Origin of the sequence: Streptomyces sp. NBC_01408 (genome assembly GCF_026340255.1) — a bacterium.
Taxonomy (GTDB): domain Bacteria; phylum Actinomycetota; class Actinomycetes; order Streptomycetales; family Streptomycetaceae; genus Streptomyces.
The window spans coordinates 2,533,450-2,546,124 of the sequence record NZ_JAPEPJ010000001.1 but is presented as its reverse complement, the minus strand read 5'-3'; the positions used below and the strand labels follow the sequence as shown (position 1 = coordinate 2,546,124).

The 12,675-nt window shown below is 73.3% G+C and carries 10 protein-coding genes; 5 read left to right on the top strand and 5 right to left on the bottom strand.

The window, feature by feature from the left end:
- Positions 1-69: 69 nt before the first annotated feature.
- From raiA to mtrA, 5 genes are all read right to left on the bottom strand, one after another.
- On the bottom strand, positions 70-798 hold the full coding sequence (gene raiA / locus OG447_RS11575; RefSeq protein WP_266936398.1) for a ribosome-associated translation inhibitor RaiA: 729 nt from the start codon (positions 796-798) through the stop codon (positions 70-72).
- Between the two features lie 312 nt (positions 799-1,110).
- Positions 1,111-1,860, bottom strand: coding sequence for a ComF family protein (locus OG447_RS11570; protein WP_266936397.1), 750 nt, complete (start codon positions 1,858-1,860; stop codon positions 1,111-1,113).
- Between the two features lie 65 nt (positions 1,861-1,925).
- Positions 1,926-3,845 (bottom strand): LpqB family beta-propeller domain-containing protein, encoded by a 1,920-nt coding sequence (locus tag OG447_RS11565; RefSeq protein WP_266936396.1) that lies wholly within the window; start codon positions 3,843-3,845, stop codon positions 1,926-1,928.
- A gap of 4 nt (positions 3,846-3,849) precedes the next feature.
- On the bottom strand, positions 3,850-5,706 hold the full coding sequence (gene mtrB / locus OG447_RS11560; protein ID WP_323181829.1) for an MtrAB system histidine kinase MtrB: 1,857 nt from the start codon (positions 5,704-5,706) through the stop codon (positions 3,850-3,852).
- A gap of 88 nt (positions 5,707-5,794) precedes the next feature.
- Positions 5,795-6,484 (bottom strand): two-component system response regulator MtrA, encoded by a 690-nt coding sequence (gene mtrA / locus OG447_RS11555; protein WP_323181753.1) that lies wholly within the window; start codon positions 6,482-6,484, stop codon positions 5,795-5,797.
- Positions 6,485-6,834: 350 nt separating this feature from the next.
- On the opposite strand from mtrA, the gene OG447_RS11550 reads away from it, so the two are divergent.
- The 5 genes from OG447_RS11550 to OG447_RS11530 are packed head-to-tail and all read left to right on the top strand — an operon-like array spanning position 6,835 to position 12,475.
- Positions 6,835-8,175, top strand: a complete 1,341-nt coding sequence (locus OG447_RS11550) for a hypothetical protein (protein ID WP_266936393.1) — start codon at positions 6,835-6,837, stop codon at positions 8,173-8,175.
- 10 nt (positions 8,176-8,185) lie between these two features.
- Entirely contained in the window at positions 8,186-8,863 is a 678-nt protein-coding gene (locus tag OG447_RS11545) for a DUF4129 domain-containing protein (protein WP_266938839.1), read from the top strand.
- The gene (locus tag OG447_RS11540; protein ID WP_266936392.1) at positions 8,860-10,188 is read left to right on the top strand and encodes a DUF4350 domain-containing protein; all 1,329 of its coding nucleotides are present in this window, start codon (positions 8,860-8,862) and stop codon (positions 10,186-10,188) included. Before OG447_RS11545 ends, OG447_RS11540 begins: the two co-directional genes overlap by 4 nt.
- The gene (locus tag OG447_RS11535) at positions 10,185-11,165 is read left to right on the top strand and encodes a MoxR family ATPase (protein WP_266936391.1); all 981 of its coding nucleotides are present in this window, start codon (positions 10,185-10,187) and stop codon (positions 11,163-11,165) included. Before OG447_RS11540 ends, OG447_RS11535 begins: the two co-directional genes overlap by 4 nt.
- Entirely contained in the window at positions 11,165-12,475 is a 1,311-nt protein-coding gene (locus OG447_RS11530; RefSeq protein ID WP_266936390.1) for a DUF58 domain-containing protein, read from the top strand. Before OG447_RS11535 ends, OG447_RS11530 begins: the two co-directional genes overlap by 1 nt.
- Positions 12,476-12,675: the final 200 nt, after the last annotated feature.

Genomic DNA, 12,675 nt, shown 5'->3' with positions numbered 1-12,675 from the left:
GCATACGCGTTCATACAGGTGCCCCTGCGGGGCGCCTCGGCGTCCCGCAGGGGCAGCGAAATGGTGGGCTCAGCCTCCGAGCGCTCCGCCCGCGCCGCCGCGCGGTTCCTCAGAGCTGGAGGCTCCGTCCGGGTTCACATGGATGACGCCGTAGTCGTAGGCGTGGCGCCGGTAGACGACGCTGGGCAACTTGGTCTCGGAGTCGACGAACAGGTAGAAGTCGTGGCCGACCAGTTCCATTTCGTAAAGGGCCTGGTCGAGCGACATGGGTGCGGCCGAGTGGGTCTTCTCGCGGACGATCAGCGGGCCTTCGCCCTGCACTTCGATGGAACCGATCCGGGTGATCGGAACCCCGTTCGCCTTCTCCTCGGAGAACGGCTCGCCATTCGCGTTCAGCTGCGCGGCGTCCGGCACGACGTCGGCGACCTCTGCCGCCGAGAGCCGGCCCGCGCCCCTGCGGGTGTAGCGCTTGTCGTGCTGCTTGCGCAGCCGGGCCTCCAGCTTGTCCTGAGCCAGGTCGAGCGCCGCGTACGCGTCCGCGGCGGCGGCCTCGGCACGGATCACCGGGCCCCGCGAACGCAGGGTGATCTCCACGCGGTCGGAACGGTCGGCCTGGCGCGGGTTGTGCTCCTTGGACACCTCGACGTCCAAGCTGATCACCTTGGCGTCGAGCTTCTGGATCCGCTCCGGATTCAGCTTCTCGGCCACGTGCTTGCGGAACCGGTCGGGCACCTCGGTCTTGCGGCCCTTGACGACGATGTCCACGCAGAACTCCGTTCCCGGATAGCTCCGCCTCATGGGGCGAAGCGTCTCCCTTTCGCACCAGACTCCGATGAGCACCGGAGCCTCGGACTTGGCGACTTCCACCTCCTCCTCCCCCATCGGCAAGATCTGCACCCCACCGACTTCGGAGTCGAGAGACAGCCTCCTGACACGAAGATTTTCAAAACCTGCGATCCGATGCGTGGGGCCCAAGGTTCGCCAGTTCCTCACAACCGAACATATCTCTCAATGACGGTTGTCGGCACCCGCTACCGGAACGTACCTCCGTTCAGGTGGCCATTCCCTCTTACTAGCTGCAACGATGGGCCTTCCCCTCCAGTTCCAAATCTATTCACAAGATTTTTGCCCACTGCTCGTTGCCGACCGGTTCCGAACGAACGAGTCCGCCGCCGCGGCCACCACCGCCGCCCGCGGCGCGACCCCCCGCGCCAGTCCCGCCGCGCGCACCGCCCGAGCCGCCTCCGTCAGGGTGGCCCCGGTGGTGATCAGGTCGTCCACCAGCACGATCCGGGCCCCGGCCGTCACCCGCGCCCCGTCCCGGCACACCTCCAGCGCCCCCGCGAGGTTCTCCCGGCGCTGCCTCGCGCCCAGGCCCGCCTGGTCGGCCACCGCCCGCCGCAGCCGCAGTACGGGCGCCACACGCACGGGAACACCGGCCCGCCGCAGCCGCGCCGAGGCCGCCAGCGCGATCCTGCGCGCCGGATCGTGCCCGCGCGCCCGGACCTGCCGCCGCGCCGAGGGCACCGGGACCAGCGCCACCTCCCCGCCCGCCGCCCCACCAGCCCCCGCCAGGGCCGCGCCGACCGCGGCCGCCAAGGCCCCGCCGAGCCACCCGGCCAGCGGCAGCGCCCCGCGCTCCTTGTGCGCCAGTACGACGGCCCGTACGGCCCCCTCGTACACGGCGGCCCCATGCACCACGGGCAGCCCCGCGGGCCGCGGAGAGGGCCGCACAGGGCCCGCGTACGCCCCGCTCAGCGCACCCCGGCAGACGCCGCACAGCAGCACCCGGGCGGCCCCGCACCCGGCGCAGTCGACCGGCAGCACCAGACCCGCAAGCTCCTGCCACCACCCCCGCATGGCTCCACTCTCCCGGGCGGGGCAACACCCTGCCACCCCTGTGGACAACCACCCGGACCAGCCGCTCAGCCCGGATAGACCGGTGCCCGGCCGTCCGCCGCCACCGTGCGCCACTGCGCCCCCGGCGGCAGCCACACGATCCCGTCGTCCTCCAGGTGCGCCACGACCGGCCTGGCCTTCGTCTCGTCCTCCGAGGCCGCCACCCCGATGAGCCCCGTGGCCCCCGGCAGGCTGCCTGCGGCCATCGAGCCGTCCGCCAGCATGTAGCGGGCCTGGCGCACCCCGCGGCTCTCCCGGCCCACCACCAGCAGCCGGCCCTTGGGCGCCCAGCTCATCGCCGTCACCTCCGCCATCTGCGGGGCCGCCGGGCGCAGCTCGCGCACCGACACCGCCGAGGTGTCACCCTTGCCGTCGGGCCGCTCGATCCGCCCGATGTACAGGTTCTTGCGGCTGCCGCGCTCCACCAGCAGCGCGATCCGCACCCCGTCGGCGGACACCTTCAGCGAGATGATCCGCCCGCCGTCGAGCCCGGCCACCTGCACCTTCTCGGGGGCGGCCCCGACACCGGCCGGCACCCGCCACAGCCCGGCGTGCTGCGGATCCTGGTCCGCGACCCACACGTCGCCCGACACGTCGAAGCTGGGCGAGCTCAGCCCGTTCGGCTTGTTCCCCTTGCTGGTCACCGCCGGCTGCGGCATGGGCTCCGCGGCCGACAGCGGGACCACGTACAGCCCGTGCCCGTCCTCGGAGACCACCGCGGCCCGCCGCTCGTCGTGCGACACGGCCGCCGAGGCCGCCTTGAAACCGGCGGGCACCGGCATCGGCACCCGTTCGGGGCGGTTCTGCTGGTCCTCGCTGGTGACGTCGAGCTTCATCCGGACCAGCCGGCTCTCACCGTCCACGTAGTACTGGTACTCGGGGCCCTGTATCCGGTTCGCGATCACGGCCGCCGCCGCCTCCGTCACCACGCACAACGAGGAGGACTTGCCGTCGGAGCGCAGCAGTTCGACCCGCTCCAGCCGGGAGGCCGTCAGCTCCTTGACCGTGTACAGGAGTTGGGTGGCCATCTTCTGGCACTGCGGCTGCGCGACGTTGTCGGCCTTGTCGTTGAGCGGCACGCGCAGCGTGTTCTGGCCGTCGTACGAGAGGGACTTGGTGCCCGGGCGCAGCTCCGTACCGGTGGGGAAGCTGGAGGCGACGACCGGCCCGAGCCACTTGGACGGCCCGGCGAGCAGCGACTGCACGGTCTGCGTGGTGGGGTCCATCCGCGACTCGGGGTCGCTGCGCTGACGCACGTACACCTGGTCGGAGACGAGCGTGCCGCCCGCGAAGTAGTACTTGTTCACCGGCATGTAGATGCGCTGGAAGTCGGAGTCACTCAGGACGAGGCTGCTCGGCGGGGTCGCGATCCGCCACTGCTTGTTCTCCTGGACGAGCTGGAGGTACTCCTCGTACGCCCCGCCGCCGGTCTCCGGCTGGTAGGCGCTGCGCTCGTCCACCGTCGCCAGCTTCTTGCCGGTGACCTTCCAGCGGGGGCCCGACGGGTCCTTCTCGCCCTGCACCGAACGCCGGTCGAGCCCGGCGGAGAGCACGGTGACGGCCGCCCCGGGCTTCCAGGACTTCGCGGCTTCCTCGGTGAGGTACTGGCGGGCCGTCTCCAGCTGCGGGTCGTCACTGGTCATGGCTTCCAGGAAGCCGTCGACGATCTCGGCCGCGCTGGCCTTGTCGGCCGGCGGCACGCTGAACACCCGCACCTGGGAGTCGACGCCCTGCGAGGCCTCCAGCGGGCGGATCTCACCGTGGTCGGGCATGGAGGCGCAGCCGGCCAGCAGCAGCCCGGCCGCCCCGAACACGTAGGCCCGCACGGTCCGGGAGAGCCGCCCGCGGCCGCGCGTCCGGCCACGGCGGGACAGCCGCCCGCGGCCGGTCCGGGCACCGGCCGCCTCCGGGTCCCCCGCCGGCGAACTCCCCGTCCGCACACCCATGGGCTCAGCCTCCATCGGCTCCTCGGTCCTCCTGTGCTGACTGCCCGGCCGGCCGGGCCACCACCCGGGCTCCGCTGCCGGGCAGGGCCGTCGGGTCGGCGGGTACGGGCATCGCGTTGGCCACCGGCGAGCGGGGCGGTATCGGCGAGCGGTCGCCGGCGTCCGCCGGCTGCCGCTCCGCCGCGCTGCCCGCGGCCTCCGCGGCGGCCCGGGCCCGGTTGCCCCGGGAGTCCTCGGGCTCCAGCGGGATCGGCGAGCCCCGCAGCGGCTCGTCGGCGGTGCGCGGCAGGGTCAGGCGGAACTGGGAGCCCCCGCCGGGCTCCCCCCAGGCCTGGAGCCAGCCGCCGTGCAGCCGGGCGTCCTCGACGGCGATGGACAGGCCGAGGCCGGTCCCGCCGGTCGTCCGGGCCCGCGCCGGGTCGGCCCGCCAGAAGCGGTTGAAGACGCGGGTGGCCTCGCCGGGCTTGAGGCCGACGCCGTAGTCCCGTACGGCGACGGCGACGGCCCCGCCCGCGGACGCGAGCCGGACCACGACGTCGCGGCCCTCCCCGTGCTCCACGGCGTTGACGACGAGGTTGCGCAGCACCCGCTCCACGCGCCGCGAGTCCGCCTCGGCGATGACGGGCTGAGTGTCGCCCAGGACCCGGATCCGGGTGCCCTTGTGCTCGGCGAGCGGCTCGGCCCCGCCGATGACGCGGTGCACGACGTCGCGCAGGTCGATCGGCTCCGCCTCCAGGGCGGCGGCCCCCGCGTCGAAGCGGCTGATCTCCAGCAGGTCGGACAGCAGCGACTCGAAGCGGTCGAGCTGGCCCGCCAGCAGTTCGGCGGAGCGCGCGGTGACCGGGTCGAAGTCGACCCGGGCGTCGTGGATGACGTCCGCGGCCATCCGTACGGTCGTCAGCGGGGTCCGCAGCTCGTGCGAGACGTCCGAGACGAAGCGGCGCTGCATCCGGGACAGGTCCTCCAGCTGCTGGATCTTGTTCTGGAGGTTCTGCGCCATCTTGTTGAAGGCCTCGCCGAGGCGCGCGATGTCGTCCTCGCCGGTGACCTTCATCCGCTCCTGGAGCCGCCCGTCGGAGAGCCGCTCGGCGATCCCGGCGGCCATCCGCACGGGGGTGACGACCTGGCGCACGACGAGCCAGGCGATGCCGCCGAGGAGGACGACGACGAACAGGCCGGCGGTGGAGATGGTGACCTTGACCAGGTTGAGGGACTCCTCCTCCTGGGTCAGCGGGAAGAGGTAGTAGAGGTCGTACGGTTCCCCGTTGATGTCGGTGAGCCGCTTGCCCACGACCAGCGCGGGCTCGGGCGCCTTCTCACCGGCCCCGGCGGTGTACCGGATCTCCGAGAAGGTCTTGAAGGCCCCGGTGGCGTGGTTGACGGCCTGACGCAGCCCCAGCGGGACGCTCGCGGTCGGATCGACGTTGCCGGAGGCGCGCGCGCCGCGGACGCCGAGCGCGTTGGGGCCGCCCTGCTCCACCCCGGTGCCCGCGCCGAGCGCGACCACCTCGAAGGCGGTCTGGCCGCCACTGGCCAGCTGCTTGACGAGCGAGTTCATCCAGGTGCTCGCGTCGCGGCCGACCCTGTTGTCGGTGGCGTCGGGCCCGTCCACGGTCGCCGGGGTGTTGGCCTTCTCCTGTGCGACCGCGAACCCGCCCGCGGCCTGGCTCTGCGCGGCCTCCTCCTTGGCGTCGAGGAGGCCCGTGCTGACCTGGGCGATGACGACGAAACCGAGCGCGAGGACCACGGCCAGCGATATCAGCAGGGTGGCGGCGACCACCCGGAGCTGGATGTTGCGCCGCCACAGCCGGACAGCCGGAAGCAGCGGCCGTCGCACGAGGCGCACGAACAGCCGCAGCAGCGGGCCGGCGGCCGCCCCGTCATGGAGTAGCCGGCCGCCCCGCAGGATCCCCCGGCTGGAGGCACCCCGGTCCCGGCCGGGCTGCACGTCAGCTGGGTCCGGCCTTGTAGCCGACACCACGCACCGTCACTACGATCTCGGGGCGCTCCGGGTCCTTCTCGACCTTGGAGCGCAGCCGCTGCACATGCACGTTCACCAGCCGGGTGTCCGCCGCGTGCCGGTAGCCCCAGACCTGCTCCAGCAGCACCTCACGGGTGAACACCTGCCAGGGCTTGCGCGCGAGGGCGACCAGCAGGTCGAACTCGAGCGGGGTCAGGGCGATGGAGGCACCGTCCCGCTTGACCGAGTGCCCGGCCACGTCGATGACGAGGTCACCGATGGCCAGCTGCTCGGGGGCGGGCTCCTCCGACCGGCGCAGGCGGGCCCGGATACGGGCCACCAGCTCCTTCGGTTTGAACGGCTTGACGATGTAGTCGTCGGCACCGGACTCCAGGCCCACCACGACGTCCACCGTGTCGCTCTTGGCCGTGAGCATGACGATGGGCACCCCCGACTCGGCCCGGATCAGCCTGCACACCTCTATGCCGTCCCTTCCGGGCAGCATGAGGTCGAGCAGTACCAGATCCGGCTTCGCGTCCCGGAAGGCAGCCAGTGCCTTGTCACCGTCCGCTACGAACGACGGCTCAAAACCTTCTCCACGCAGCACAATGCCGAGCATCTCGGCCAGCGCGGTGTCGTCGTCGACGACAAGGACTCGTCCCTTCATGCTTGACATCATCCCATTAGCTAATCGTTACCTGGCGGTGAGCTGTCCCACAGCCAAAAGGGCTGGAAATCGCCCCTCGGACCTGCGTGGAGATCAGGTCGACCAGTCTGCCCCGGATCCGGGTGACAATTGAAGGTACGGGCTGCCGAGTATCCGGGGGGACGGCCAGGGGGTGTGCGGCGGATCAGCGCCGGGCCCGGAGCGTCGGCGACCGACGACAACGCGGGAAGGCGCGGCACCAGACGCCCCGGGCTATCCGCCTCTGATCCGCCGCACACCCCCTACCCCGTTCGTGTACCCCACATGGCACGATGGCAGCGACCAGCGCCCCCGCCGCAGCAGGTGCACGTGAAGGAGCGACGATGAACGACTCTCCGGGCTGGGCTACGCCCGGATCCTCTCCGTCCGACGGCGAGCGGCCGGGGGCACCAGCCGACCAGTCCGGCGCCGGCACCACCCAGCCGCCGGTCCCGCCCGCACAGCCCGCCGGCGACCAGAAGTGGTCGGCCCAGCAGCCCCCGCCCGGCCAGTGGTCGAGCCCGGGCACCGAGGCACCCCGGCCCACCGGCCAGAACGCCCCGCACGCGCCCCAGGGCCAGGGCTGGGGATCGTACGGCCAGCAGTACGGGCAACAGCCCGGCGGCGAGCCCGGAGCCCCGTACGCGGGCCAGTACGGCCCCTCCGGGCAGTACGGCCACCCGGGCGGCCCCGGCCAGTGGGGCAAGCCCCCCGCCGCCAAGCCCGGCGTGATCCCGCTGCGCCCCCTGGGCCTCGGCGAGATCCTCGACGGCGCGGTCAGCACCCTGCGCGCCCACTGGCGCCCCGTGCTCTCCATCAGCCTGGTCATCGCCGCCGTGTTCCAGCTGGCCCTCGTCCTCGTACAGCGCGCCACGGTGGACACCGCCGCGTTCAGCCCCGGCGAGAGGGCCACCCCGTCCGAGGCGCTCGACGCCATGGGCGACGCCATGCTCTTCTACGTCTTCAACTACTACGTCGAGATCCTCGGCCTGTTCCTGGTCACCGCACTCCTGGCACCCGTCGTCAGCAGCGCCGTCCTCGGCCACAGCTCCACGCTCTCCTCGACCCTGCGCGCCCTGCGCCCCATGTGGGGCCGCATGCTCGGCCTGACCCTCGTCCTGTTCGTGGGCTCGGTCACCGCCGGAGTCCTGCCGATGCTTCCCGGCATCCTGGCGGGCGAGGCCGCCCTGATCGCGCTCGGCGTCCCCGTCGGCCTCGTCCTGCTCGCCTGGTTCTACGTGGTCTTCCTCCTGGCACCGCCCGCGCTGATGCTGGAACGCGGCAGCGTGAGCGACGCCCTGAAGCGCTCCGCCAAGCTCGTCAAGGGCTCCTGGTGGCGCGTCTGCGGCATCAGCCTGCTCACCGGTCTCATCACCAAGGTCACGGCCGCGATCATCGTCATGCCCTTCGCGATCACCGCCATGTTCCTGGTCCCCGGCGGCATGCAGGGCTTCCTGGACGGCTCCGCCACCCAGAGCTGGAACTTCCTGGTCATCGGCGCGATCGGCTCGATCATCGCCGCCGCCGTCACCATGCCGATGCAGACGGGCGTCACCACCCTCCTGTACATCGACCAGCGTATCCGCCGCGAGGCACTCGACCTGGAACTCGCCCGGGCCGCCGGCGTCGAGAACTACGGCGCGACCACCGCACAGCCCGCGAGCGGACCGGTGACCGGAGGCTGATGCACCGATGATGAGTACGGGGGGCCTCATCAACCGCGCCGCGGCGCCGCTGCCGCGCGCGGAGACACCACCGGTGACGACACCGCGCGACCCCGCCCGGGAGGCGGCCGAGCAGGAACTGTCGAAGCGGCTGTACCACCAGAACGACCCGAGCCTGCTGGACCGCGCCCTGGACCGCTTCTGGGACTGGGTCGGCGGACTCTTCGACCGTGCCTCCGGGGCAACCCCCGGCGGCACGGTCGGCCTCCTCGTGATCCTCGTCCTCGTCGTGCTGGCCATCGCCGCCCTGTGGTGGCGCCTCGGCTCGCCCCGCCGGCCCACCAGCGACACGGGCACCCTCTTCGACGACGGGATCCGCAGCGCCGCCGACCACCGCAGGGCCGCCGACGCCCACGCCGCCGCCGGCCGCTGGACCGAAGCCGTCCAGGAACGCATGCGCGCCGTCGTCCGCTCCCTGGAGGAACGCACCCTCCTCGACCCCCGCCCCGGCCGCACCGCCGACGAGGCGGCGGCCGAAGCCGCCGTGTCCCTCCCCGACCACGCGGGGGACCTGCGAGCCGCCGCCCGCGCCTTCGACGACGTCACCTACGGCGGCCGCACCGGCGACCCCGAGACCTACGACCGGCTGCGCGCCCTCGACCTCACCCTGGACCGCGCCAAGCCGCTCCTGACGGGACCCACCGCATGACCGGCCCCACCCCGCCCCCGGGCTCCTCCGGCCACCCCACCCGGGGCGCACAGCACCCGGACCCGGCCGCCGCGCCCCCCACCACCCAGGCCGCTCCCGCCCCGCAGGCAACCCTCCCCACGGCAGCCCCCGCACCGGCCCCCGCCACCACCTCCACCGCCCTCAGCGGCGCGACGCTCTGGCGCCGGGCCCGCGCCGTCCTGGCCGTCCTCGCCTTCCTCCTCGCCTCCGCAGTCGCCCTCGCCGCCCTCGACAGCGGCACCCGGCACGGCTACCTCGACCCCCGCTCCGCCGACCCCACCGGCAGCCGGGCCGTCGCCGAGCTCCTCAAGGAGCGCGGAGTCACCACCCGCGTCGTCACCACCGCCCGCGAAGCCGCGGCCGCCTCCGGCCCGGACTCCACCCTCCTGGTCACCGATCCCGCCCTGCTCGGCGAAGCCCAGCTCCGGACCGTCCGCTCCGCCATGGACCTCTCCGGCGGCCGTACGGTCCTCCTCGGCCCGGACGGCCTGAGCCTGCCCGGCCTGGCCCCCGGCGTACGCACCGAGAACGGCTTCGGCGCCGACGACCTCGCCCCCGCCTGCGCCCTGCCCGCCGCCACCACGGCCGGCCACGCCACCACCGGCACCGGCCTGCGGTACAGCACCACCCTCCCCGGGGCCACCGCCTGCTACCCCAGCGGCGGCCACCCCACCCTCCTCGTCCTGCCCACCGGCACCACCGGCGGCGACACCGTCATCCTCGGCTCCGAGGCAATCCTCCTCAACGAGACCCTCGCGAAGGAGGGCAACGCCTCCCTCGCCCTCCAGCTCCTCGGCTCCCGCCCGGACCTCGTCTGGTACCTGCCCTCCCTCGCCGACACCGACCCGGACGCCGGCGCCGCCGACGAGGACAAGACCCTCTTCGACCTCATCCCCGCCGGCTGGTCCTGGGCCCTGCTCCAGCTGTTCGTCGCCGCCGCCCTCGCCGCCCTCTGGCGCGGCCGCCGCCACGGCCCCCTCGTCACGGAGCAACTGCCCGTCGCCATCCGCGCCTCCGAGGCCACCGAGGGCCGCGCCCGCCTCTACCGCAAGGCCGGAGCCCGCGACCGCGCCGCCACCGTGCTGCGCGCCGCCACCCGCGAACGCCTGGCCGCACTGGTCGGCGTACCGCACTCCCAGGCCCACGACCCCTCGGCACTGGTCCCCTCCGTCTCCGCCCGCCTCACGGACGGATCCCGGGACGTGACCACCCTCCTCTTCGGCCCCACTCCTTCCGACGACGCGGCACTCGTCGCGCTCGCCGACCACCTCGACGCCCTCGAAAGAGAGGTCCGCACGTCATGACGTACCCGGCCACCGAGTCCGCCGCCGCGGACAGCGCCCGCGCTTCCCTCGAAGCGCTCCGCACCGAGATCGGCAAGGCCGTGGTCGGTCAGGACTCCGCCGTCACCGGTCTCGTCGTCGCACTCCTGTGCCGCGGCCACGTCCTCCTCGAAGGCGTCCCCGGCGTCGCGAAGACCCTCCTCGTGCGGGCCCTCGCCGCCTCCCTCGAACTCGACACCAAGCGCGTCCAGTTCACCCCCGACCTGATGCCCAGCGACGTCACCGGCTCGCTCGTCTACGACGCCCGCACCGCCGAGTTCTCCTTCCAGAACGGCCCGGTCTTCACCAACCTCCTCCTCGCGGACGAGATCAACCGGACCCCTCCCAAGACCCAGTCCTCCCTCCTCGAAGCGATGGAGGAGCGCCAGGTCACCGTCGACGGCACCCTCCGCCCGCTCCCCGAGCCCTTCCTCGTCGCCGCCACCATGAACCCGCTCGAGTACGAGGGCACCTATCCCCTCCCGGAAGCCCAGCTGGACCGCTTCCTGCTCAAGCTCACCGTGCCGCTGCCCTCCCGCGAGGACGAGATCGGCGTCCTGACCCGGCACGCCGCCGGCTTCGACCCCCGCGACCTGCACGCCGCGGGCGTCCGCCCGGTCGCCGGCCCGGAGCAGCTCGAAGCCGCACGGGAGGCCGTCGCCAAGGTCTCTGTCTCCCCCGAGATCGCCGGCTACGTCGTCGACGTCTGCCGCGCCACCCGCGAATCGCCGTCCCTCACCCTCGGCGTCTCCCCCCGCGGCGCGACCGCCCTGCTCGCCACCGCCCGCGCCTGGGCCTGGCTCACCGGCCGCGACTACGTCACCCCCGACGACGTCAAGGCCCTCGCCCTGCCCACCCTCCGCCACCGCGTCCAGCTGCGCCCGGAAGCGGAGATGGAGGGAGTCAAGGCCGACGCCGTCATCACCGCGATCCTCTCCCACGTCCCCGTCCCGCGCTGATGGCCCTCACCGGACGCACCGCCCTGCTGGCGGCCCTCGGCAGCATCCCCGTCGGCATCCTCGAACCGAGCTGGGCGGGGATCATCGCGCTCAACGGCTCGCTCGCGCTGGCCTGCGCGATCGACCACGCCCTCGCGGCGCCGGTCCGCACCCTCGGCCTGACCCGCTCCGGCGACACCTCGGTCCGCCTGGGCGAGACCGCGGACGTCCACCTCACGGTGACCAACCCGAGCGGCCGCAAACTGCGCGCCCGCGTCCGCGACGCCTGGCCCCCGAGCAGCTGGCTGCCCGGCACGGAGATCGCGGCCTCCCGCCACGAGCTCACCGTCCCGGCGGGCGAGCGCCGCCGCCTGACCACCCGTCTGCGGCCCACCCGCCGCGGCGACCGCACGGCCGACCGCGTCACGATCCGCTCGTACGGCCCGCTGGGCCTGTCGGCCCGTCAGGGCACCCACGTCGTCCCCTGGACGGTCCGCGTCCTGCCCCCCTTCACCAGCCGCAAGCACCTGCCCTCCCGGCTCGCCCGGCTGCGCGAACTGGACGGCCGTACCAGCCTCCTGACGCGTGGTGAGGGCACCGAGTTCGACAGCCTCCGCGACTACGTCCCCGGCGACGACACCCGCTCCATCGACTGGCGTGCCACGGCCCGCCAGAACAAGGTGGCCGTCCGCACCTGGCGCCCCGAACGCGACCGGCACATCCTGATCTGCCTCGACACCGGCCGCACCTCGGCGGGCCGCGTCGGCGACGCCCCCCGCCTGGACTCCGCGATGGACGCGGCCCTGCTGCTGGCCGCCCTCGCCACCCGCGCAGGCGACCGCGTGGACCTGCTGGCCCACGACCGCCGCCCCCGCGCCCAGGTCCAGGCCCGCCCCGCCGCCGACGTCCTGCCGTCCTTCGTGAACGCGATGGCCCCGCTGGAACCGGAACTGGTCGAGACGGACTCCCGCACGCTGGTGTCCACCATCCTGCGCAGCGTCCCGCGCCGCTCCCTGGTCGTCCTCCTGACGAGCCTGGACAAGGCCCCCATCGAAGAGGGCCTGCTCCCCGTCCTCCCGCGCCTCACCCAGCGCCACACGGTCCTGGTGGCCTCCGTGGCCGACCCGCACGTCGCTGACATGACAACATCTCGCGGCAGTGTGGACGCGGTCTACGAAGCCGCCGCCGGCACCCAGGCCCAGACGGAACGCCGCCGCACCGCGGACCAGCTCACCCGCCACGGCGTCCACGTCGTCGACGCCACCCCGGACACCCTGGCCCCGGCCCTGGCCGACGCCTACCTCGCCCTGAAGGCCGCCGGCCGCCTGTAGCCGCCCCAATGAGCTGGGGGCGTCACCGTGCCGGGCTGGATACGCTGGTCGGACACCCACAGGAGGACACCATGGCCGACCTCACCCCCGAGCAGATGCACCGCATGCACGACTTCGCGGAGCAGCTCGCGGAGCTGGCCGAGCATCAGGAGGACTCGTGGAAGGTACAGACGACCGATGGTCAGATCTTCCTCACGATG

Coding starts and splice junctions, on each gene's coding strand:
- raiA (WP_266936398.1), bottom strand. CDS start 798: ATGAGGCGGAGCTATCCGGGAACGGAGTTCTGCGTGGACATCGTCGTC.
- OG447_RS11570 (WP_266936397.1), bottom strand. CDS start 1,860: ATGCGGGGGTGGTGGCAGGAGCTTGCGGGTCTGGTGCTGCCGGTCGAC.
- OG447_RS11565 (WP_266936396.1), bottom strand. CDS start 3,845: ATGGGTGTGCGGACGGGGAGTTCGCCGGCGGGGGACCCGGAGGCGGCC.
- mtrA (WP_323181753.1), bottom strand. CDS start 6,484: ATGATGTCAAGCATGAAGGGACGAGTCCTTGTCGTCGACGACGACACC.
- OG447_RS11550 (WP_266936393.1), top strand. CDS start 6,835: ATGAACGACTCTCCGGGCTGGGCTACGCCCGGATCCTCTCCGTCCGAC.
- OG447_RS11545 (WP_266938839.1), top strand. CDS start 8,186: ATGAGTACGGGGGGCCTCATCAACCGCGCCGCGGCGCCGCTGCCGCGC.
- OG447_RS11540 (WP_266936392.1), top strand. CDS start 8,860: ATGACCGGCCCCACCCCGCCCCCGGGCTCCTCCGGCCACCCCACCCGG.
- OG447_RS11535 (WP_266936391.1), top strand. CDS start 10,185: ATGACGTACCCGGCCACCGAGTCCGCCGCCGCGGACAGCGCCCGCGCT.
- OG447_RS11530 (WP_266936390.1), top strand. CDS start 11,165: ATGGCCCTCACCGGACGCACCGCCCTGCTGGCGGCCCTCGGCAGCATC.